Genomic DNA, 22,968 nt, shown 5'->3' with positions numbered 1-22,968 from the left:
TGGACGTAAAAAGACTGCTTCGGTGTTAATGAAGCAGTCTTTTTGCTTACGAAGCCGCTTTCTCCGAACTTGTCAAAGGCTCGACCTCAATCGGAGCGCCCGAGCGAATCGAGACAATTCGAGAAACCTGCTGCCATCTGGGCGCCTCTGTAGGGCAAAATTTGCCTGCATAGTGAATGTTATCGAAGGTTCCGTATGCTGGTAAAGGCCGAATTTATCCATCATGGTGAATGTTATCAAAGGTTCCGTATGCTGGTAAAAGCCGGATTTCCTATCTTGGCGATGCTATCGAAGGCCCGTATGCTTGTAGTCCGAATTTGCATACTTGTAGTAAGGAATCAAGGCGCCTCTTGCATTGTAGTCCGATTTTGCCCGCTTAGCGAATGGATTTACCGGTGTTCCGAGCTAAATTGCCGTTTTAAGCGGTCGTTTTCGGACTGCAGGCTAAGAAAGAGAGCCCGACTCGGTTCCAGATGGGCAAAATCGGACTGCAGCGCATTTCGCCTGCGCTCAGCTCCCGGCGCGAAGGTCCGCTGCATGAAGACGAACTAAGACGAACTGTTGACAACATGCGTCAGTCATATGCGACGTGTGAAAAGCTGATAGCTGGCGGCGTCACAGGGAGATATGGAAAAGACGCTGCGCAGCCGTTAATACGACTGCGCCGAATCTTCAGTCATAGCCAATGATTCGGCGCCCGACGGAAGAGGCATGAAGCATAGCCGTATGACTGCTCTGTCACAAATGGATCCCAGCTAAGCCCCCCAAATCCGCGGCATCGGCATCGGTTCCTTGCCGAGCTCGGCCCATAAAAATTTTAGCATCAGCTCGGCTTTGACCTCGGTGTATGTCTCATCGTCCCAGCGGTTGTTCAGCTCGCCCGGATCCTCCAGCAGGTCGAAAAGCTCGCCGTACGTTTGGTTGTAGTAGACGGTTAGCTTGTAACGGCTGTTTACATAGGTCTTCTGATGAATGGTCGTCGGCTCGTGACGGAATTCGCAGACGGCATGGTCGCGCGCTTGTTCTTGCTCGCCGCGCCATACGCGGCTTTGATCGATTCCGGTCATCGCATGCGGGACCGGGATGCCGCACAAGCTCAGGAACGTCGGCGCCAAGTCGACCAGCGACTGGATCGAAGCGCTGACGCGGCCGGCCGGAACTTGTCCCGGATGGCGGACGATGAACGGGAGCTTGATCAAGTCCTCGTAATGGAAGCCGCCCTTGGCCTGCAGCCCGTGCTGCCCGAAAAAATGGCCGTGATCCGTCGTAAATACGACGACGGTGTCTTCCGCGAGCCCGAGCTCGTCAAGCTTGTCGAGTATGCGGCCGATATATTTGTCCATCAGGCTGATCATGCCGTAATACGTCGCTACGAGCTGCTTGCGTTCTTTTTCGTCGTCGATCAGGTGCGAGTGGTAGCCGTGTATGCCGTTTCCGCTCTCGCGCAGATGAGAGAAATCCGGCTGACGCTCCTGCGTCATCCCGAAATGCGGCGGGTTTTGAGCATGCTCTCCTGGCGTTACAGACGGAATCGTCAGCTTGTCGGGATTGTACATGGCGTCCCAAGGAGCCGGCACCAAATAATCCGGATGCGGATCGAAAAAGCTCGCCCACAAGAAAAACGGTTCGTCGTTTTCTTTATATGTTTCCAGCATGGCGTTCGAACGTTCGGCTATCCATGTATTGTAGTGAAACTCCTCCGGTATGGGCCACGAATGCTTGATCGAACGGTCCATCGTACCGGTAGGAGACAGGAAAAAGTCCCGCCAGTTCGCCAGCCCCTTTTGCTCCATCCAAAGCGCGTAATGCTGGCCGACATGCGCTTCGTTCGTATGGTTGCGCGCCAGCTCGACATGGTCGAAGCCGTAGAACGGACCGTTAAAATCCCGCCAATAATCTAAATCCTGCAAAATCGGATACGATTCCAGCGACGGATATTGTTCCGTCCCCCGCAGCGGCTGAAAATGCGCTTTGCCGACAAGCGCCGTCCGATAACCGGCCTCTCTAAAATTCTCGCCCACCGTATGCCGGTCCTCCAGCAGCTTGGTGCCGAGAGTCCATGCGCCATGCTGACTCGGATATTGCCCGGTAATGATGGAAGCCCGCGTAGGCGTGCAAGTCGGGTTCGGGCAGTATGCGCGCGTATAGGCCGTTCCTTCGCGGACGAGCCGGTCCAGGTTCGGCGTGGATAGCTCCGGATTAAATGCGCCGATCGTATTCCAGTGCTGCTGATCGCTCGTTATTAACAAAATGTTCGTTTTTTTTCTTTTGGAAGTCATGGCTATTCCTCCGTTCTGATATAATAAGTCTTATATTTATCATAGACTAGCGGCTTCGATGACAGAATGGCATTAGGTTCGGTTTCATTGTCATTTTGTTTGAACGTTCGAGGTTTCGGATTAGCTTTGTAATTTGAACGAAAGAAACGACAAGGGAACGTACGGAAAGAGGACGTATGGAGATGACGAACGCTCGAGGTGTCGATGGTGAAAAAGGAAAGCGAAAGAAAGCTGCGTTCGGGGAATCAGAGCGGACGAAGATGAACGAAAAAGCGCTTGCCGATGCCGCCGGATTAACGGAATACGGTCATGAGTATGCGGAGGTGCTGCTTTTTACGCCTGCCGCATGGGAGCGGAAAAGCGGAATATGGCCCGTGCGCGCCGGCACGAACGTGGCCAAGCCGGAATACAAGGTAGGGCCGAAGGTCATCGAATGGTACAGCTTGCACGCCGTCCGCTCAGGGAGGACGCGATTGGCATATGGGGATGCATCCGTCGAGCTGGAGAAAGGGGACATATTTTGCCTGTTCCCGGGGGTAACCTACGATTACCGGATCGTTCATTCGGAATCGCCGCTGCTCCTCGCCTGGCTTGCCTTCGACGGCGAGCAGGCCGGTCATTTGCTTGAAATCGCCGGCTTGACGCCGCGGTGTCCCTATGTCCGTTCGGCTTATAAAGGCGAAGCGGCCGATACGTTTGACGAGCTGATCCGGCATTTTCGGGGCTCCGTGCATCGCGAGGGAAATGGAAACGGGGGCTATTTGAGGCTGGTCTCCCTATTTTACCGCTTATTCGAAAAGCTGGAGGCGGGCAAGCAAACTAAGGAAACGACGCAGAACGAATGGGTTGGCCGTGGCGAAGCTTTTATGCGCATGCATTTTACGGAGGGCATTACAGTGGATGATGCGGCTAAGCACGCCGGTGTGTCCCGTTCTCATTTTTCCGTCGTTTTTACCCGTCAAATGGGGATTGCGCCCGTAAGTTTTTTACAGCGGCTTCGCATGGAGAAAGCGTCCCGGATGCTTCGGGAAACGGGGTTACCCGTAACGGAAATCGCGCTGTCGCTCGGTTATCCCGAGCTGTATTCGTTCACCAGGGCGTTTTCGAATTATTTCGGGCAGTCCCCAACGAAGTTTAGGGAAGAAGGCATAATTGCCTGCGCCATCCCTTAAGGAGCACAGCCAGTGAAGGAATGCTTTCGCCTTATAAAAAAACCGCCGGATCGCTCCGGCGGTTTCGCAAGCGGACCGTTAACGGCCCGCTTAACATTCTTCGTATTATAGAAGCGTAATGATCGTGGCGACCACCGCAATAATGAGACAAACGCCGAACATAACGCCGAAGCCTATGCCTACGTCGATAAGATCATTGCGCGGTTCCTCGTTTACATGCAGCTCCGGATGTTTCGGATCGCTCATGGTATAACCCCCTAATCCGTTTCCTCAATGTTCTAACGTTTAGTATACCCAACTTTTCGCCAAATTGTAAAGCATTCGGGCAGGAGAGTTGTGACAATTCTGAAACAAGACCTCGACTGTAAGCCTTGGAAGCCTTGCTTTTTACTTTCGGCGGGGGCCGATGGCCGTCAGGCATGCTTTACATGTTGATAGCTGCTATTGTAATATAAGGAAGATGACTGTTTGAGAATGAATGGAGGAAGAACCATGGCTATAGTTAGCGTAACCGATCAATCCTTTAAAGGCGAAGTCGAAAGCACCGGTACGGTGTTGGTTGATTTTTGGGCTCCATGGTGCGGTCCGTGCAAAATGCTGGCACCGGTACTTGAAGAGCTGGATAAAGAAGTGGACATTAAAATCGCGAAGGTAAACGTCGACGACAATCAGGAATCCGCAGGCCGTTTCGGCGTGATGAGCATTCCGACGCTGATTTTGTTCAAAGACGGACAGCCTGTCGATAAAGTGGTCGGCTTCAAATCGAAGGACGATCTGAAAAACTTCGTGGCGCGCCACCAATAATTGCAAAAAATGCAAAGAAGCGAACACATGTGCGAAAGCTCTTTTTCTGCTATACTGGAATTTGCCGGACGGCAAATTGCAGTGACCGGTCACAACGCCGGGCGAAGCGGGGGAAGGGCTTTTTCTCTGTCTATCGGACTTTTTCCCTGTCAATCGGAAAATATTTTGGAAGAAGGAAGCGTGATTGTTCGTGGGAGAGCAGCATGTTCAGGAAATCATTCGTCAGAAGCTGGCCCTGCTTCCGGAGAAGCCGGGCTGCTATTTGATGAAAAACGCCGAGGGGACGATTATTTACGTCGGGAAGGCGAAGGTGTTGAAAAATCGCGTCCGCTCCTATTTTACCGGAAGCCATGGCGCGAAGACGCAGCGGCTGGTCGGGGAGATTCGCAATTTCGAATATATTGTAACGGCCAATAACGTGGAAGCGCTCATTCTCGAGTGCAACCTGATCAAGCAGTACCATCCGCGCTATAACGTGCTGCTTAAGGACGACAAGACGTTCCCGTATATCAAAATTACGAACGAGCGTCATCCGCGTTTGGAGGTTACGCGCAAGGTGTACAAGGACAAGGGCAAATATTTCGGCCCTTATCCGAACGCTTTCTCGGCGCAGCAAACGAAGAAGCTGCTGGACCGGCTGTACCCGCTGCGCAAATGCAAAACGCTGCCGGATCGCGTTTGCTTGTACTTCCATCTCGGCCAATGCGTCGCGCCTTGCGAGTATGAGGTCGCCGCCGAGTCGTACGAGCAAATGGTGCAGGAAATCAGCCGTTTTCTGAACGGCGGTCACGATCAGATCAAGCAGGAGCTGGAACGCAAAATGCTTGACGCCGCAGAAGAGCTCAATTTCGAGCGAGCCAAAGAGCTTCGCGACCAGATCATTCATATAGACGCCGTCATGCAGAAGCAGAACATTACGACGTCTGACGTCGTCGACCGCGACGTGTTCGGTTATGCCGTCGACAAGGGCTGGATGTGCGTGCAAATTTTGTACATGCGTCAGGGCAAAATGATCGAACGCCGCGCGACGTTATTCCCGTACTACGGAGAGGCTTACGAGGACTTCATTTCGTTCGTTACCCAATATTACAGCGAAAATCCGGCATTGCCGAAGGAGCTGATCATTCCTTCTCCCGTTCCCGAGGAGTCGGCAGGGACGGCTGCAACGTCCGCAACGACGCAGCGCCCTGAGGCAGCTTTACCCTCGGCGGAGCCGGCTCAAGAAGAGGATGGCGCAGCTGCGTCATCCGGCGGAACGGAGCCGCTCTCGGCGGAAGCCGAGGCGAAGAACGACGAAGCCGAGAAGCATGCGGACGACATGCGGGCCGCACTCGCTTCCTGGCTGAACGTCAAGGTATTGACGCCGCAGCGCGGCTTGAAGAAGCAGATGGTCGGCATGGCGACCGACAATGCGCGCGTCGCCTTGGAGGAGAAATTCCGCCTTATCGAACGTGACGAATCCCGTACGGTCAAAGCGGTCGAAAATTTGGGCGAATGGATCGGGCTCGGTACGATTCGCAGAATCGAAGCGTTCGACAACTCGAACATTCAAGGCACGAATCCCGTTTCCGCGATGGTCGTGTTCGTCGACGGCAAGCCCGATCGTAAAGAATACCGGAAATTCAAAATCCGGACCGTGGAAGGTCCGGACGATTACGAAACGATGCGCGAGGTTGTGCGCCGCCGTTACGAACGCGTGCTGAAGGAAAACTTGCCGATGCCCGACCTTGTTGTCGTGGACGGCGGACGCGGCCAAATGTCGGCTGCCATCGACGTGCTCGAAAACGAGCTTGGCCTGTACATTCCCGTATGCGGCTTGGTGAAGGACGCCAAGCATAAGACGGCGCAGCTTATGATCGGCGATCCGCCCGAGCCGGTAAACCTCCCCCGCGACAGCCAGGAGTTTTATTTGCTGCAGCGCATTCAGGAGGAGGTTCACCGGTTCGCCATTACCTTCCACCGCGAAACGCGCGCCAAAAGCATGGTCGCTTCGAAGCTTGACGAAATTCCGGGAATCGGGGAGAAGCGCCGCAAGCAGCTGATGAAGCATTTCGGCTCCCTCAAAAAAATAAAAGAGGCTCAAATCGAAGATTTTAAGCCTCTCGGAATCGGTGAAAAGCTGGCGCTAACGATCGTTACGTCGCTCCGGGGGGAACAAACTCAGGCTGCGGACGCTTCGGCTTCAGACGGGCATGAAGAAGCATGATCGCGTAACCGACGATCGCCGGCAGCGCCGCGTAAAATAGTCCGACGAGAACGGATTCGGCCGTATTTTCGCTCGCTATGTAGGAGAAAGCCATCAAGATGCTGTCCATCGCCACGTGTGCGTAAATTGCCGTGTACAGCCCGTATTTCAGGAAAACATAGCCGAAAATGAAACCAAGCAAAGTCACTTCGATCAAACGCGTGTAACTCGGATATATCGTATAGCCGGTATGTCCCAATGCCCAGAACACGTTGGGGATCAGAATGGCAAGGAACGTATTTCGCAGCAGCTTTTTGAAAATGATGATGCCGAACAACCGGAACAATATTTCCTCGGAAATGCCCGCGAGCCAAGCCAGCGTCGGAAACAAGCCCGGCCACAGCATGTTGAGCGGCGACTGCATCGGATCGTTTACGCCGAAAGCGTGAAAGCCCTTCTCGGCGGCGAAGAAGACGACCTGCTGAACGCCCATGATGAACAGGCAGATCAAGTAGCCGCGTCCCATCGCGTAGAAAATATGCGCGCCGAAATCGGATTCGCTCCACCGCGGCCAAAGATGCTTGTTCTTTTGGCGCCAAAGCGCGTCTCCGGCCAGCAGCGACATGTATACGGAAGCGGCCGACAATAACACGAAAAGGATCGAAACGGAAAGCAGGATCACCATGACGACCTGGTCCTGATCCGGCGACTGCGTTTGCAAAGCGGGAATCATATTAAACGTTTGGACGATATAAGCGGCCGCGTATACGAGCGTCATGACGATTCCGCGCGAGAACGAAATATGGCGGGCGTACATAATCATGTACACGAGCGCCACGATCCCCATCACAACTGTAAAAACGAGATGCGCCATGGTCATCCAGCTGGCGCTTTTTTGCTGTTTGCCAAGCCAGCTCAAGTAGTCGGACGGAACCGAAAAGGCCGGCTTAAAGGAGACCGTCTCCCCGCTCTGGACGTTAACCTGGAGAAGCAGCTTCGCCTCTCCTATTTTGGCCTGCGTGCTTTCGAACGTATAAAGCGTCGAATCCGGTTTTTCGCCGCGCCCTGTTTTGTCGTTCGCGTTATAGACGAATTCATCCGCTTTATACCCCATGCCGATGACCGACGCTGCGGCGATTTTGGCGCCGTCCTCCGTCGGAGGCGCTTTGCGCGCAGCGGCCGTTTTCCTCCAGCCGGCGATTTCCGGCTTCTCCATTCCTACATAAACCGTATAAACGGTGTCGGAGGTGCGCGTTTTTACGTCTACCTGCCAGTAATCGAGCGGAAACCGCTGGCCGTATGCGCTCTCGTATTCGTCGTAAAGCCCCGATTTCTGCAAATAACCGCTCAGCTCCTGATCGCTCTCATACAGGACTCGGGTGCCGGACGGCGTTACGCCGGGGAACTTCGTTTCGACGAATTTGACGGCTGCATCGGCCGCCGCGGTTTTCGTAACGGCGTGAAGCGCAAAGTCCTCCTCGACGGACGATGAATTGGCAATCATGTTATAGGCCATGACGGACACGTAAAGAACGATGCCGATTACGGCGAGCAGAAGCAGCTGACGGTTCAATTTATGCGGTACCATGGTTCACGCTCCTTAAGGGCTGAGTTGACGGTCGGGTTATGTACGGACTCCTGTGCAGCGGAATAATTAAACGCTTATGTTTGCGGCAAACATCGCGACCGCGGCAGCTGCGAATGAGACGGAGAAATGCTTCGGTTGTATTCAAGTTACCATATCGTGTTAGTCATTTCCAGCGGATTGATTGGGAACGAGAAGACTCACGGCTTATGTTTTTGGACATAGCGCGAGCAATTGACGGCAAATGGATGAAAAGACGCGCGCGCGGTATCCCTTAATGAAAAAAGACGTTCAATTTTCAAGGAAATCCGCCGTTTTCCTCCAAATCCGCCTTTGTGCATCTTCGTAAAGCAGGATATAATCGGAATCGTTGAATCGAATAGCGTAACAAGCCGAATTTCTTTGTGAAAACGGGGGAACCATGTAAGAAAGAGCCAGATGCGCAATATTGCGGGAATTCTGGCTTGGGGTGAATTTTGCTTTCATGAGCGCGTTCCAGAAGTCGACTTAGGCAGTTAGGGACAGGCCGTGAAGAGCAGATAGGGTGACTGGTGCACCCGAATCCGACAGCTAACCTCGTAGGCTTCGCATCCAGGATACCATTAACCGTTAAGGGCATTGGTTTTCCAGTGCCTTTTTTTGTTGTTTAAAAATGGTACCCGGCGGTTCGTCCGAAGCAAGCTTCATCTTTTGCGGAGGAAAAAGAAAGGATGAAGGGCATGAAAAAAAAGTTTCGTCCGCTACAGCTCACACCGCCGCAAATATTGGTGTTGGGCTTTGCCGCAATCATTATGATCGGCGCGTTCCTGCTAACCTTGCCGTTCGCGTCTGCCAGCGGAATGGCGACGCCCTTTATCGACGCTTTGTTTACGGCGACTTCCGCAACCTGCGTGACGGGGCTTGTAGTCGTGGACACCGGAAGCCATTATACGATTTTCGGGCAGCTCGTTATTATCGTGCTCATTCAAGTCGGCGGTCTCGGCTTTATGACGATGGCCACGCTGTTCGCATTCATGCTGAAGAAGCGGATATCGCTCAAGGAAAGGCTTATTTTGCAGGAAGCGCTAAACCAAAGCAGCATGGAAGGTATCGTTAGGCTTATCCGCAAAGTAATCCGTTATGCGCTCACGATCGAGGGGGTTGCGGCCGTCCTGTTCGCAATCCGTTGGTCCGCCGATATGGCGCCGGGCAAAGCGCTTTATTTCGGAGTGTGGCACGCCGTCTCGTTCTTCAACAATGCCGGGTTCGATCTGTTCGGAGGACATACGGGTGTCAAGTTTGTAAGCTTAACGGGTTACGTCGACGATCCGATCGTCAACATCGTCGCCATGATGCTGATCATTTTAGGCGGTCTCGGGTTTATCGTCATTTCGGATTTGCTCGATCTCAAACGGACCCGGAGACTTACGCTTCACTCGAAGGTCGTATTGACGACAACGAGCTTGCTTATCGTCATCGGCGCGATCGTTTTCTTCCTGTTCGAATATTCCAATCCGCTTACGCTGCAGCCGCTCAGCGGGTGGGGCAAGTTCTGGGGCTCCATGTTCCAGTCGGTTACGCCGAGAACGGCCGGAGCGAACACGATCGACATCGCGGCAATGCGCCAAGCTTCGCAATTTTTCATGATCATCCTGATGTTTATCGGCGCGTCCCCGGGATCGACGGGCGGCGGGATCAAGACGACGACGTTTACGATTCTGATCGGGGCGATGATCGCGATGATCAGGGGCAAGGAGGATATCGTATTTTTCCGCAACCGTTTGGCGAAGGATCGTATTTTCAAGGCGATTACGCTTTCGATGATCGCGCTGTTTCTCGTCATTTTCGTGGCAATGGTGCTGTCGACGACGGAGGATCACCACTTTCTGATGATTCTGTTCGAGGTCACGTCGGCGTTCGGAACGGTAGGATTAACGATGGGACTGACGACGCAGTTGACGATAGTCGGGAAGATCATGATCATTTTTATGATGTTTGTCGGGCGATTGGGGCCGATCACGCTGGCCTATGCGCTCGGACCAAAAAAAGAAAAAGAACTATTCCGGTACCCGGAAGGTAAAATCACGATCGGATAAGGAGCAGGGGAAATGAAGGGAAGTCAATACGCTGTCATCGGTTTAGGCCGGTTCGGCTCCAGTGTGGCCAAAGAATTGATCGAGCTCGGCTTTGAGGTGCTGGGAATCGACCGCAACGAAGAGATCGTCGACGAGATGAGCAATGTGCTTACGCATACGGTAGTGGCCGATGCGACGGACGAGGAAGTGCTGAAATCGCTCGGCATCCGCAATTTCGACTGCGCGGTTGTGGCGATAGGCGACGATATTCAAGCAAGCATCATGGCGGCTATTCTGGTGAAGGATCTCGGCGTCAAAAACGTCGTAGCGAAGGCGCTGTCCGAGCTGCACGGCAAAGTGCTCCACAAGATCGGCGTGGACCGCATCATCTATCCGGAGCGCGATATGGGCATACGGGTGGCGCATCAGCTCGTTTCTCCCAACTTGCTCGACTATATCGAGCTTTCCAAGGAATATACGATCGCGGAGCTGTCGGTAACCGGGCGTATTTCGGGAATGACGCTGGAGCAGCTCGATACGCGCAAAAAATACGGCTGCAGCGTCGTCGCCATCAACAAGCGGGGCGGCATCGTCATCGCGCCTACGGCGGAAGACACGGTCGATGAACGGGATATTATGGTCGTCATCGGCACGAACGAACAAATTGAGGATTTTCAGCAAGCGGTATCCGGTTAACGGAGAGGGGGAATGAGCGGTGGAAAGCGAAAGCGCGGTCATGATCCATCATATTTTGTATCTGCTCATTCTCGTATGCGTGCTGGGAATGATCTCGGGAAAAATAGCGAGCCGGCTCCGTTTGCCGGATGTCGCTCTTTTTTTATTCGCGGGGATGCTGGTCGGGCAAGGGCTTCATCTTATCAACGAAAAAAGCACCTCGTTAACGAATCAGCTCATTCTAACGGTCGGCTCCGCGCTTATTTTGTTCGACGGGGGTCGAAATATCCGGCTCGGCGGCTTGCGGAAGGTATGGCTGACGGTTTCGCTGCTCAGCGTTCCCGGCGTGCTCATTACGTGCGCGGCTGTCGCTGCGGCGTCGCACCTGCTGCTGGGACTGCCTTGGACCTATTCGTTTTTGCTGGGCGCCGTCATTTCATCGACGGATCCGGTGACGCTCATCCCGGTATTCAAGCAGGTGAAAATCCGCGAGAAGGTGCGCGAAACCGTGGAAAGCGAATCGGCCTTCAACGATGCGACTGGCGCAATCCTGACCGCGTCGCTGCTGGCGATCGCGCTCGGCACGAAGGAAATTACGCTTGTATCGGGCATACTCGATTTCATGAAATCCGCGCTGGGCGGTATTGCGGTCGGGTGCGTTCTCGGCTTTGCGGTTTCGTATTTGGTCGCGCATGTCAATATCGGCATCCTCCGCGACTACACGACGATCGCGATGGTCGTTACGGCGCTCGGCGCCTACTTGCTCGGCGATCTCCTGCATGTGAGCGGCTTTATGGCGACGTTCGCCGCCGGGCTGATTTGGGGCAACGCCGGAACGTTCAAGCTGAGCATGGCGGATAAACAGCATGAAATCGAACATTTTTCGGAAAACGTAACGGTCATCATGCGGATGCTCATCTTCATTTTGCTGGGCAGCCAGGTCAACTTTGCGGTCATCGGGCACTATTTGTGGCCGAGTCTCGGCATCATTGCCATATTCATGCTTGTTGCGAGGCCGCTGACCGTTCTGGCCTGCACGCTGCCGGACAGAAGAGCCAAATGGACGCGGAACGAAATCGTCTTCATGTTCTGGGTGCGTGAAACAGGCGTCATTCCCGCAGCCCTGTCCGGTATGATCGCCGGGACCGGCATTCCGCATGCCGATGTGATCGCGTCCGTGACCTTCATGGCGGTACTCCTAACCATACTCGTGCAGGCGAGCACGACCGCTCTGGTGGCCCGCAAGCTCGGGCTGGAGACGAAGGCGGCGGGGTAGTGCGGGCCGCGGCGTTTGGGCGGGCGAAAAGCGGCGCGTAACAAAGGTCCGAGCGGGTGCGAAAATGCGGCCTGAGGACCAAGGGAATCATAGACAGCTCGAGTGTGCGGGCAGCAGGGCGGTTCGTGCGCGAGAGAATGTAAGTCTCGGCCGTTTCGGCGCCGATCGTCTTTCCGCTTTATTTATCGGCCGAGCCGGATCGTAGGCTGCCTGCTGCAATCAGAGGCGGCTTTTTGCCGTTTTCCGAATCAAGCGAAACCTAATCAAGCGAAACCTATTCCGGACGGAGACGTAATAACAAGCACGAATGCAGAATTTCCAACAAACTGGAGAAACGGAGGGTTCCTTACATGTCGAACGAATGGCAAGCCCGGCTGGCGGAAGCGAAGGAACGGAAATATCGTCTGCAGAAAGCGGAACGGAAACGCATGGAGTTGCTGGAAAAACGGCGGGAGCAGGAGCGGCTCGTGACGAAGCTGGAGATACGGCTCCAGGAAGAGCAGGAGGATGTCGACAAGCTGACGCGGTTGTCGCTTGCGAACCTGTTCCACACCATTCTGAGGAGCAAGGAGGAGCAGCTCGAAATGGAGCGCCAGCAAGCGCTCGCAGCCGCGCTCAAACTGCAGGAGGCGAGGCAGCTGCTTGCCGGCTTGGAAGACGATATAAGGAAGACAGGCGACGATCTGGGGAATTTCAGCAACGCCGATCGCGAATACGATCGTCTGCTTGCCGAGAAGGAGTCTATTTTGCGCGACACCCCGACGTACTCGGAGGAGCTGGCGGAGCTCGACGATAAAATCGCGGATCAATCCTTTCTCGTAAAAGAATTGGACGAAGCCCATACGGCGGGAAAACGGGTGGTTGCCTCGCTGAACGCCGCATCCGAGAGCTTGGATAAAGCGGAAAATTGGGGGAAGTGGGACATGCTGGGCGGCGGCGCCGTCAGCACGCACATTAAACACAACCATGTCGACGATGCTAAGCAGTCCATTCATAATGCCAATCGCTTAATGATGAGCTTCCGCGACGAGCTGGAAGATTTAAAGCGCAGCGTCGATATTCGGATCGAGATAAGCGGGCTGCTGAAGACGGCCGATTATTGGTTCGACGATCTGATTACGGATTGGGTCGTTCAGGGCCGGATTCAGCGTTCGCAGGAGCAGGTGCTGGGGGCGCTGCAGCAGGTGCGCACGCTCGTTAATCAGCTGCAATCGGAGTATTCGGCTGCGCAAACGAGGCTGGAAGGCTTGAAGCGGGAACGAAGCATGAGGATTGAACAGATCGATATTTGATGGTAATATAGAATTGTAATTCATGAAACTCGGTTTCATTAAATGAAACTTGAGGAGGCGGTTATCGTGTCATACAGCTTTGCCGGGATCGACCATGTTCAGCTGGCTGCTCCGGAAGGGTGCGAGCAGGAAGCGAGGAAGTTCTTCGCAGATTTGCTCGGCTGGACGGAAATTCCGAAGCCTGAAGCGCTCAAGAAACGGGGAGGCGTATGGTTTCAATGCGGCGCTCATCAAGTGCATATCGGCGTGCAGAACGATTTTATGCCTGCGACAAAGGCTCATCCCGCGTTTCAGGTGCATCATATCGGTGAGCTGCGAGAGTACTTGATCGCAAGGAACGTCACTCTTATCGACGACGATGTGCGCAAGGAAGAAGGCGTCAGCCGATTTTATGTGAACGATCCGTTCGGCAACCGTTTGGAATTTCTGGAATGGATCTAACGAAAGATAATCAGGAATGGGAGAGTGGCGCAGGATGGACAGTAAAGAACGGTTTTCCAACCGGGTCGATACGTACGTGAAGTATCGTCCCAGTTATCCGAAGGAAGCGATCGATCATTTGTACGAAGTCGTCGGTCTGGGAGCGGGCAGCGAGATTGCGGATATCGGCGCCGGTACGGGGATTTTCTCCAGGCTGCTGCTGGAGCGGGGAAGCCGGGTAACGGCGGTCGAGCCGAATCAGGCGATGCGGGAAGCCGCGGTAAGCGTTCTGGGGGAAGCCCCCGATTACCGGGCGGTGGAAGGGTCCGCCGAGGCGACGGGATTACCCGGGCATTCCGTAGATTTTATCGTCTGCGCGCAGGCTTTTCATTGGTTTGACCGTTCTGCGTCTCAGGCCGAATTCCGTCGTATTCTGAAGGAAGGCGGGAAGGTTGCGCTGGTCTGGAACTCGCGATTGACGCAAGGAACGCCGTTTCTGGAAGAATACGAGCAGTTGCTCCATCAGTTCGGAACCGATTACGCGGATGTGAATCATACGAATATCACGCAAGACATGCTGGCATCCTTTTTCAAGGAAGGTTGCCTGCAGGAGGCGCGTTTTGCATACGGCCAGTTGTTCGATTTCGACGGACTACAAGGGAGGCTCCAGTCCTCGTCTTACAGTCCCGCACCCGGACATCCGAGCTACGAGCCGATGATGGCCGAGCTGCGCAAGCTGTTCGACCGCTGCCAGCAGGACGGGAAAATATCGTTCGACTATGTGACCCAAGTGTTTTGGGGCGAGGTTTAACAGCGTCATACGTATACGAGAAGCCGGCTTGACAGGGAAGCGGTCGACCGCTATCGTTGACTTGACGTCGAAAGCAAGGAGAAAACCGATGGTAACGAGAGACGATGTGGCGAAACGCGCCGGAGTATCCGTAGCAGTCGTATCCTACGTAATGAACAATAAAAATAACGTGAAGGAAACGACGCGGCAAAAAGTTTTGCAGGCGATCGAAGAACTGGGATACAATCCGAACCAAACGGCGCGAAGCCTCAAAACGAAAAAAACGGGCCAATTCGGCGTTCTTTTTAACAGCCTCGGCAATCCTTTTGAAACGGGCATTTCTCTCGGGCTTGAAGAAAGAGCCAGGCAAACCGGCCAGTCTCTTATTTTTCAAACGTATATCCCGTCCGAAGAGGATAAATTAAGAACGATCTTTATGGGACGTACGGACGGCCTCCTGCTGATGGGGCAGAGCCTGAAGCCGGAAACGCTCGTTTATTTCGGCAAAATAGGCATCCCGGTCTACTCGATTACGACTCCGGCCAAAGCGCATTCTTCCGTTCGTTGCATCGATATCGATTGGCGCGAAGCGATGTTCAAGCTCATTGAGCATCTGAAGAGTCTTGGGCATACCCGGATCGGGTTTATGGCGCATTCGTCGTTGGAGCATCATCTTCACGTCCGTTTTGTGCATTTTTTGAAAGCGATGGAGGCGCATGGACTCGACTTTCATCAAAATGACTTGCTGCACGGGGGTGGGCAGCTGGAGATGGCTTACGCCAACATGACGAAGCTGCTTCAAAAATCCCGAGAGCTCCCGTTTACCGCTATCGTCGGAGCCAATGACCTTATGGGAATCGGCATGCTGTCGGCCTGCAAGGATAGCGGCTTATCGGTGCCCCGGGATTTGTCCGTAGCGGCGTGCGAAAATATTTTGATGGCCTCCCATACGACGCCGGGTTTGACGACCCTTCATTATCCGCGCAGAGAAATCGGTTTTAAAGCTTTCGATATGATCATGCAGGAAGCGGGAAGCGGCGGCAAAGCGGCCGATTATACGATGGGCTGCGAGCTGATCGTCCGGTTATCGACAGGCGAAGCGCGGAAGTAACCGATATGTCAGGGCGTGCCGCGAGGCGCGCCTTTTTTGCGGTATGACGGAGCAAGTTAAACGTTGGCTTGTACGCTTGGAAGAGCGTTTGGAAACGTTCGGTTGAAGGGAGCCGTCTTTCTTACCGCAGCGCTCTGGGCTAATGAAAAGAGCTAACCTTATTCGGTCCTATTTCGTATTCCAAACGAGTCGTTTGAGCTGAGCATACCCGGTAATTTCGTTTGCATGCCAAGGAATAACGACATATCGATCGCCGGAAATTTCACGCACACGTTCGATCCAAGGCAGCTCGCCAAGAGCACGGACATGTAAAATCGGATCTTTTGTTGCAGCCATCGCCATGCTTTGATTGATCAACCACCATTTTGGAGTAATGCCGGCGCGCTGTAAATCATGCACGAGGCGTTCCGCTTCATAGACCGGTGTTGTTTCCGCCAGCGTGACAATAATAATCGCGGTTTCTGCTGGGTTGCGCAGGCGTGGCAGCAAATTTTTGACCGACAATGGAACTTCGCCGGAAGAATGGGCAATCTCTTTGTGATACGCTTCCGTCGCATCAAGCAAGAGCAGCGTATGCCCCGAAGGGGCCGTATCAATAACGACGATTTCCTCGTTAGCACGTTCCACAAGATCGGCGAATGCCCGAAAGACGGCGATTTCTTCGGTACACGGGGAATTCAGCTCCTCCTCGGCATATGCAACGTCTTGTTCATCCATCGTTTCTCGAGCTTTCGTCAGCATTTCCTCCCGATATTTTATCACTTCTGCTTTCGGATCTATCTTACTCATCGAAATGAGCGTTCGAATGGACTCGCCCATAACATGATCGACGTGCGCGGCCGGATCGGTTGTTGTCAGATGTACCTTATGACCGCGCTCCGCCAAGCCGACGGCAATCGCGCTGGCTACCGTCGTTTTCCCGACGCCGCCTTTGCCCATCGTAAAAATGACACGTTGTCCGTTGCGTTCAATATCATCGAGCAGGGTTCCAATCTGTGGGTGGCTCTTGCTTGCGATCTCTCCGGCTGCTTGAGGTACCGCTTTATCACGGACAAGCAACCGTCGCACGTTTTCGACCCCTGTCACATTAAAGGCGGCCAGCTCAACGGCAAAAGTGGGAAGCTCCTGCAGCACGGTCGGTTTTTTGGCAAGCGCAGCCTGCTGTCTTTTGGCGAATGCTTGCGCTGTCGTATCGCCGGAAAGGGGATTGTGCAAGTATCCGTTTACGATCAGCATTTGATTCTGAATACCGATCTCCGCCAGTTCTTGGGAGGCTCGGGCCGCTTCTTTCAACGGCGCTTCATCCGGCCGCGTCACTAGCACGAGTGAAGTAGACGCAGGATCGCCCAATACTTCGACCGTTTGTTTATAAATCTCTTTCCTCTGATCCAAGCCGGCCAGTAAACCCCCGCTCGTAGTTCCTTCTTTACTGTTATGCAGAAATTCATTCCAAGCATTCGGCAATTGAAGTAGACGCAACGTATGCCCGGTCGGAGCGGTATCAAAAACGATGTGATCGAACGAACGGATCAGCTCCTTATCCGTCAGCAGGCGGGAAAACGCATTGAAAGACGCAATTTCAATCGTGCAGGAACCGGAAAGCTGCTCTTCGATTTGATTGACGACTACGTTCGGCAGCTTCCCCCGATACGGCCCCACAACATCCTCCCGATAACGGGCGGCCGCCTCTTCCGGGTCTAGATTGGTCACAAAAAGACGCGGCACTTCGGGAATTGGCTTAACGTTCATGTCCAACTCGGTTTGGAATACATCCTGCAAGTTAGAGGCCGGATCTGTACTGACAAGCAGGACCTTATTTCCCAGATCGGCCAGTGTAATGGCCGCTGCGCAAGCCGTCGAGGTTTTCCCGACGCCTCCTTTACCGGTAAAAAAGAGGAATTGTGTTTCAGGGATATGGTTAACATCAAAGAGGGGGATATTCAGCATGTTCATCACTCCTATTTTTGGTTTTCCAAGCGAATTTCTTGTTTTCCTTCAAGTTGACCCAGGTCAACCTCGGCCCATGCAGCAAGTTCTTCATTCGAGGGCAATCGGTGCATTTGGGCGGCTGCTCCATTGATCAAGGTAATCGGCAAACAGCCGGGATCGCGGGAAAGCAGGTCATTTACGACCGGGTTTTTCTCGAAATAGGAGGTGTCGCTTAATAGGTTGTATCGATATACGTCAAACCCATGTGCGGCCAATTTGGCAATCGCAACCGCAAATCGAATCGAATTTCGTTTTTCTTCGGGATTCGTCACACCGGTCGAGCAACAAGCGCCGCTTCAAAGATTTCAATTTTTTTCATTGATTAAACCTCCTGAATGGTAAGGTATTTGCAAAATGCAAGTATTTTGGATAATTTTCTTGTCCTACAGCGCAATTGTCTAATGCTTTTGAAAAATAAACGTCAGGCCTCACCTCCCGTAATCATTTATTTGCAAATTGCAAGTAAATTCGAAAAAAGTTCACCCGCTTGGGGGTGAGCAGCACGTACCCGATTTCGCCATCGCCTCATTCAATAGCTTGATCGAGCGAAGGACGGTGTCCTTATCGAAATCGTTCATATGCGAGAAGATTTCATTTAAATAGTCGTTCATTTGCCGGTCAATCGAAACGGCAACATCTTTTCCTTCCGTTGTCAGGGAAAGCAGCTGCACTCTCCTGTCGCCGGGATCGGGCGTTTTTTTCACTAATTTCATCTTGATTAACGATTGAACTTGCCGGCTGAACGTGGTTATATCCGTCCCTAATGCCTCTGCCACTTGTTGTATGGAAGGCTTATGCCGGCGATCAATTTCGTAAAGAATATGGCTTTGAATTAAGGAGATGTCGCAGCCGCCGGCAGAGCAGCAATTTTTATTCAGAAAGCCAAAGCGACGAGTCATGATTTGAATTATTTCACGTACATTTTCCACGGTGCCTCACCTCATGAAATATTTATACAATATTTATTTGCAAATTGCAAATATTATTTTGCCGAGATTGGAATTGTTTTGGGCTATTAAATGAAAAAAGAGGTAGAAGTTTGTCATAAAAGAGGTAGACTCTTTTTCTGTGAAAATGTCGAAACGAGGGATATGAATTCGTGAAGCCGTATGTTTAAATGACAAGGTAGTTTTTGGTTGTGTTTCAGGAAATGGTTTTTGAAGGGGGGAATAGTCATGACTGCATGGTCCGGTTGGCAACCAAATAACGGTGATCGACAATTACACGTACGGAGGAGGCGCAGCTCTTAGCCTCACGATCGCAACGGCTCAACTCTCCAGATTGTTGAACGGCGGGAAGACTTTTACCTATAATAACGTATCTGTTATGACGATATTATGGGAGTTTGCGGATGGAACGCCGCCGTCGAACTTGTAGTTACGTTTGCCTCACTATTTGGCGAAAAGGAGCGTTTTCCAGTAGAATAGTGAGGCCAGCCTCATGAACAATAAGGTTTTCTCCACTAATCGCACGGTTTGTGTATAACCATTACGAGTTCCGTGTTTTTGCTTTCGTAACCAGGTTATCAATCTTGATGGGGTACTAGTAATAGAGGCGTAGTATCAATAGTAAGTAAGGGAAATAATTATTGAAAGGAATTATTTACTCGTGTAAAATCAATAAATGAGGAGGGAGTCCGTTCCATCCCCTGCACTATTCTTTAAAATTTACTCGAGTAAATTATGGAGGGATTCAAATGGCTAACAACTTGCAGCTTGACATTCCATCGCTTGTGCAACAATTTCGGCAGGACGGCTATTTGCTGCTTAGAAACATGCTTTCGGAGGCGCACGTACAGGAGCTGAACGGCGCAATCGACCGGATCGTAGGCGAGGAGCCGGAGGCGCTTGCATACAACATTTACAACAGCGTGGAAAGGGACAGCTCCATTTTATCGCTGATCGATCATCCGCAGCTATTGCCGCTCATGGTCAATCTGCTTGGATACAATATCCAGCTGCATATTTCCCATCTGACCGTGCGCAAGCCGAATCCGGACGGCGTCCAAACGAAGACGAACAGCTTTATCGACTGGCATCAGGACGGGCCGAATCCCCAGTTTCCGAAGATCGGCGGTCTTACCGCCGCGTATTATATTAAAATCTGCTACATCTTGAGCGATATGTCCGAGCCGAACCGCGGCAATACGAAAATAATTCCCGGCAGCCACCTTTTGCCGGATTTCAAGCCTGTCCAAACCGACGTTAATGTGCCGCTGGAAGGCGAGCTGCAGATTTGCGGCAAGCCGGGGGACGTTTTCATTTTTCCGCAAAATCTGTGGCATGCCGGTTCGCCGAACCGTTCACCCGGGTTTGAAAGGCGCCAATTGTTCATCGGCTACAGTCCGATTTGGATGCGTCCGATCGATTATCATGCCGCTTCCCCGGCACTATTGGAAGGGGCGGACCCGATCCGGCGCCAGCTGCTCGGCGATATTAGCACAAACTGCTTCAAATATTACGTACCTGAGCCGGACATGGTTCCGCTAAAGCGGTTTTGGCGCGGCGAAACGTCTGATAGCGTCTACCGAACGTAGTACTAACTGATCCCGAATACATCAAAGAATGGTTAGGGAGATTTTAGACAAAAGAAAGTGATTAGCGGTAAAGCGATACGATAGTCCAAGTAACCGTCCTTACATTGGGGGCGGTTTTTCTTTTGGCCAAAAAAATGACGCGATAAACGCTCGTCCCAAGCTTATGCCTGCAAAGCCGTTTTCCTCGATGCCGTTTATTCCTATGAAAATCGGCTCCTCCCTTGCTTCTAAGCTGCTCTGTAGCATGACCCCATCGCATTTCCATTGCAACGCACGCCTTTGTATTTGCGTCATTTCCCGGCCTTTTCGACGGCCGCATGGGCCCGCCGGTAGTCAAGCGGATGCGTGCGGCTGATTGCCTTGAACACGCGGCCGAAATGGCCGATATTTTCGAACCCGACCTGTTCGGCGATGCGCGTCACCTTCCATCCCGTCTCGCGAAGCAATCGCTGCGCTTCCTTGATTCTCACAGTGTTTACGTATTCGACGAAAGAAAAGCCGGTTACCTTTTTGAATGTCCTGCTTAAATAAGAAGGGCTGACAAAATGCGCCTTGGCGACGCTTTCCAGCGAAACCGGCTCGGCGAACACCGTGTTCAGATACGCCACGACCTCGGCCATCTTCTGATGGGACGGGCTCTCGTATTCGAAGGCGCCGGCGTCTTCGTTCTGCATGAGACGCGCGCAAATCACGAGCAGCCTAGACAGCTGCGCCTGCAGCAATAAGCCGCTGCCCGGCTGGCCGGCATTCGCTTCCTGAAGCATGTCGTACAGCAGCGCTTCCATTCGTTCGCGATGCCCTTCGGTAAGCGTGAGGCGGCGCAGCTTCGCTTGAAACGGGCCGGACAGCATCGGCAAATGCGAGCAGTCCAGAAAGCGGTCGTCGAAATTGATCAAAATCCGCTCATGCCCGGGGAGGCCGGCGTCGCCGGTTTTATGCAGCTCGTATTTATCGATGAAGACGATGTCGCCTTTGCCGATGCGGTAAGGGCAATCTTTAATGAAATAGTACCGCTCGCCCTCCAACAAATAGTAAATTTCATACTGGTCGTGAAAATGATTGGTCGCCATCGTATAGTGACTGGTCCGTTTGAAATGATGGATGAAAAAAGGCTCCTTCAACACGCGCTCCCCCTTCGTCCCTGCCGTTCGTTACCATTACTTTACCATGCCGCTCTTCATAAGTGAGCAAGAAATGCGAAGAAATCCGTCAAATATGCAATAAATCGGCAGAATCAAACGATATGTTGCATGTAAAATGTAAGCGTATCAAGGAAAAAGCTGCACGGCGATGTAGGACTTGCGAAAGGCCTCAAGTTCGCCGGGAGAACGAATGATCCGAAGAAGGCAGCTTTCAAAATAGGAAACGAAGCAAAGGAGCGCAAGCCATGAAACGAAAAAAATACGCTCTCGTCGGAACAGGCGGCCGCGCCGAATTTTTTTACGGCGCTTTGGCAAGCGCTTTCCGGGATCAAAGCGAGCTCGTCGCGTTTTGCGATATCAATCGGGTCCGGATGGAGTATGCGAATCGCCTGCTTCAGACCAAATACGAGCATCCGCCTATTGCGGCTTATCCGGCTGACGAGTTCGACGCGATGATCGAGCGGGAAAAGCCGGATACGGTGATCGTTACGTCGATCGACCGGACGCACCATACGTATATCATCAGGGCGATGGAGCTCGGCTGCGACGTCATCAGCGAGAAGCCGATGACGGTCGACGAAGAGAAGTGCAAGCAAATTATCGATGCCGTCAACCGGACCGGCCGCAAGCTGCGGGTCACCTTCAACTACCGTTACGCCCCGCACAATACAAAAATTCGCGAGCTGATTATGGACGGCACGATCGGGGAGGTGAATGCCGTACATTTCGAATGGCTGCTGGATACGCTGCACGGAGCCGACTATTTCCGAAGGTGGCATCGCGACAAGCGCAACAGCGGAGGCTTGCTTGTGCATAAGGCGACGCATCATTTCGACCTCGTCAATTTTTGGCTCGGGACGAAGCCGGAAACGGTTTTCGGGATGGGAGGTCTGAGATTTTACGGCAGGGAGAACGCGGAGCGTAGGGGCGTAACGAATTTTTATCAGCGGGCGCATGGCAGCGAGGCGGCGAAAAACGATCCGTTCGCGCTACATATGGAGACGAACGGGCACCTGAAAGCGCTGTACCTCGATGCGGAGAAGGAGGACGGCTACCAGCGCGATCAAAGCGTGTTCGGCGATGGAATCAGCATAGAAGATACGCTCGGGGTCATGGTCCGGTATGAGGATAAAACGGTTTTGACGTATTCCCTGAACGCCTATATGCCGTGGGAAGGATTTAACGTTGCCTTCAACGGCAGCAAAGGCCGAATCGAACTGAAGGTGGTGGAGCGCGCCTATGTGAATGCCGGAGGAAAAAAGGAGGACGAAGGAGCGACTTCCTACAAGCAACTGACGGTTTACCCGATGTTCGGGCATGCGTACGACGTTCCGATCGAGGAGCGGGCAGGCGGTCACGGCGGCGGGGATCCCATTTTGCTGAACGACCTGTTCGGCGTGCCGGAGCAGGATCGGTTCAACCGTGCGGCATCGCATATCGACGGCGCCGTCTCGATTTTGACCGGCATCGCAGGCAACGTATCGCTCCGGTCGGGCAGGCCGGTACGGATCGACGAGCTCGTAAAGCTCTGATCCGTACCGCTCAGGCGGTTAAGCCGGGTGTTATTGGAACGCGGGCGGAAAGAGGTGCCCTCATTAACGGTAAAAACGCGGCATCAGCACCACACCAACTCCGCATCTTGCAAGACACGACCCCTA

18 protein-coding genes, 1 pseudogene and 1 riboswitch are annotated in these 22,968 nt (G+C 53.0%); of the genes and pseudogenes, 12 read left to right on the top strand and 7 right to left on the bottom strand.

What is annotated here, in order from left to right; translation table 11 throughout:
* Positions 1-755: 755 nt before the first annotated feature.
* Positions 756-2,279, bottom strand: coding sequence for a sulfatase family protein (locus DQG23_RS05730; RefSeq protein WP_113029846.1), 1,524 nt, complete (start codon positions 2,277-2,279; stop codon positions 756-758).
* A 182-nt stretch (positions 2,280-2,461) separates the two neighbouring features.
* Between DQG23_RS05730 and DQG23_RS05725 the strand changes: the two genes are divergently transcribed.
* On the top strand, positions 2,462-3,451 hold the full coding sequence (locus DQG23_RS05725) for an AraC family transcriptional regulator (protein WP_158560320.1): 990 nt from the start codon (positions 2,462-2,464) through the stop codon (positions 3,449-3,451).
* 105 nt (positions 3,452-3,556) lie between these two features.
* On the opposite strand, the gene DQG23_RS05720 is transcribed toward DQG23_RS05725, so the two are convergent.
* Positions 3,557-3,697, bottom strand: coding sequence for a YqzM family protein (locus tag DQG23_RS05720; protein ID WP_113029844.1), 141 nt, complete (start codon positions 3,695-3,697; stop codon positions 3,557-3,559).
* 246 nt (positions 3,698-3,943) lie between these two features.
* Here DQG23_RS05720 and trxA point away from each other — a divergent pair, with 246 nt between their 5' ends.
* Together trxA and uvrC are read left to right on the top strand one after the other, a co-directional pair.
* Positions 3,944-4,255: a thioredoxin gene (trxA, locus tag DQG23_RS05715; RefSeq protein ID WP_113029843.1), complete on the top strand. Its 312-nt coding sequence runs from the start codon at positions 3,944-3,946 to the stop codon at positions 4,253-4,255.
* A 265-nt stretch (positions 4,256-4,520) separates the two neighbouring features.
* The gene (uvrC, locus tag DQG23_RS05710; protein WP_238177781.1) at positions 4,521-6,461 is read left to right on the top strand and encodes an excinuclease ABC subunit UvrC; all 1,941 of its coding nucleotides are present in this window, start codon (positions 4,521-4,523) and stop codon (positions 6,459-6,461) included.
* Here the strand turns inward: uvrC and DQG23_RS05705 are convergent.
* Positions 6,391-8,028, bottom strand: a complete 1,638-nt coding sequence (locus DQG23_RS05705) for a CPBP family intramembrane glutamic endopeptidase (RefSeq protein WP_113029841.1) — start codon at positions 8,026-8,028, stop codon at positions 6,391-6,393. The two genes, uvrC and DQG23_RS05705, sit on opposite strands and share 71 nt — an antisense overlap.
* 377 nt (positions 8,029-8,405) lie before the next feature.
* Positions 8,406-8,625, top strand: a riboswitch (cyclic di-AMP (ydaO/yuaA leader).
* A gap of 119 nt (positions 8,626-8,744) precedes the next feature.
* On the opposite strand from DQG23_RS05705, the gene DQG23_RS05700 reads away from it, so the two are divergent.
* From DQG23_RS05700 to DQG23_RS05670, 7 genes are all read left to right on the top strand, one after another.
* A complete protein-coding gene (locus tag DQG23_RS05700) occupies positions 8,745-10,100 on the top strand; it encodes a TrkH family potassium uptake protein (protein WP_420330203.1) in 1,356 nt (451 codons plus the stop codon).
* A 12-nt stretch (positions 10,101-10,112) separates the two neighbouring features.
* Entirely contained in the window at positions 10,113-10,775 is a 663-nt protein-coding gene (locus DQG23_RS05695) for a potassium channel family protein (RefSeq protein ID WP_113029839.1), read from the top strand.
* Between the two features lie 40 nt (positions 10,776-10,815).
* On the top strand, positions 10,816-12,030 hold the full coding sequence (locus tag DQG23_RS05690; RefSeq protein WP_113030028.1) for a cation:proton antiporter: 1,215 nt from the start codon (positions 10,816-10,818) through the stop codon (positions 12,028-12,030).
* A 350-nt stretch (positions 12,031-12,380) separates the two neighbouring features.
* Positions 12,381-13,322: a coiled-coil domain-containing protein gene (locus DQG23_RS05685; protein ID WP_113029838.1), complete on the top strand. Its 942-nt coding sequence runs from the start codon at positions 12,381-12,383 to the stop codon at positions 13,320-13,322.
* 66 nt (positions 13,323-13,388) lie between these two features.
* On the top strand, positions 13,389-13,763 hold the full coding sequence (locus DQG23_RS05680; protein WP_113029837.1) for a VOC family protein: 375 nt from the start codon (positions 13,389-13,391) through the stop codon (positions 13,761-13,763).
* A 34-nt stretch (positions 13,764-13,797) separates the two neighbouring features.
* Positions 13,798-14,553: a class I SAM-dependent methyltransferase gene (locus DQG23_RS05675; protein ID WP_113029836.1), complete on the top strand. Its 756-nt coding sequence runs from the start codon at positions 13,798-13,800 to the stop codon at positions 14,551-14,553.
* A gap of 88 nt (positions 14,554-14,641) precedes the next feature.
* Positions 14,642-15,643: a LacI family DNA-binding transcriptional regulator gene (locus DQG23_RS05670; RefSeq protein ID WP_113029835.1), complete on the top strand. Its 1,002-nt coding sequence runs from the start codon at positions 14,642-14,644 to the stop codon at positions 15,641-15,643.
* Between the two features lie 168 nt (positions 15,644-15,811).
* Here the strand turns inward: DQG23_RS05670 and arsA are convergent, their stop codons facing one another.
* The 3 genes and pseudogenes from arsA to DQG23_RS05655 all read right to left on the bottom strand — a co-directional run bounded on the left by arsA (position 15,812) and on the right by DQG23_RS05655 (position 18,561).
* Complete coding sequence (arsA, locus tag DQG23_RS05665) at positions 15,812-17,590, bottom strand: arsenical pump-driving ATPase (protein ID WP_113029834.1); 1,779 nt, start codon at positions 17,588-17,590, stop codon at positions 15,812-15,814.
* Positions 17,591-17,601: 11 nt separating this feature from the next.
* Positions 17,602-17,910, bottom strand: a pseudogene (locus DQG23_RS43700) (arsenic metallochaperone ArsD family protein); the annotation flags it as partial.
* Positions 17,911-18,111: 201 nt separating this feature from the next.
* Positions 18,112-18,561: a MarR family winged helix-turn-helix transcriptional regulator gene (locus DQG23_RS05655; protein ID WP_113029832.1), complete on the bottom strand. Its 450-nt coding sequence runs from the start codon at positions 18,559-18,561 to the stop codon at positions 18,112-18,114.
* A 767-nt stretch (positions 18,562-19,328) separates the two neighbouring features.
* Here DQG23_RS05655 and DQG23_RS05650 point away from each other — a divergent pair.
* Positions 19,329-20,168 (top strand): phytanoyl-CoA dioxygenase family protein, encoded by an 840-nt coding sequence (locus DQG23_RS05650; RefSeq protein WP_113029831.1) that lies wholly within the window; start codon positions 19,329-19,331, stop codon positions 20,166-20,168.
* A 290-nt stretch (positions 20,169-20,458) separates the two neighbouring features.
* Here the strand turns inward: DQG23_RS05650 and DQG23_RS05640 are convergent, their stop codons facing one another.
* Positions 20,459-21,289, bottom strand: coding sequence for a helix-turn-helix transcriptional regulator (locus DQG23_RS05640; RefSeq protein ID WP_238177763.1), 831 nt, complete (start codon positions 21,287-21,289; stop codon positions 20,459-20,461).
* Between the two features lie 266 nt (positions 21,290-21,555).
* Here DQG23_RS05640 and DQG23_RS05635 point away from each other — a divergent pair, with 266 nt between their 5' ends.
* Positions 21,556-22,842 (top strand): Gfo/Idh/MocA family oxidoreductase, encoded by a 1,287-nt coding sequence (locus DQG23_RS05635; RefSeq protein ID WP_113029829.1) that lies wholly within the window; start codon positions 21,556-21,558, stop codon positions 22,840-22,842.
* Positions 22,843-22,968 lie beyond the last annotated feature (126 nt).

The sequence above is a fragment of the Paenibacillus contaminans genome (assembly GCF_003285015.1).
Lineage (GTDB): Bacteria > Bacillota > Bacilli > Paenibacillales > NBRC-103111 > Paenibacillus_V > Paenibacillus_V contaminans.
This window is presented reverse-complemented; position numbering and strand designations above follow the sequence as displayed.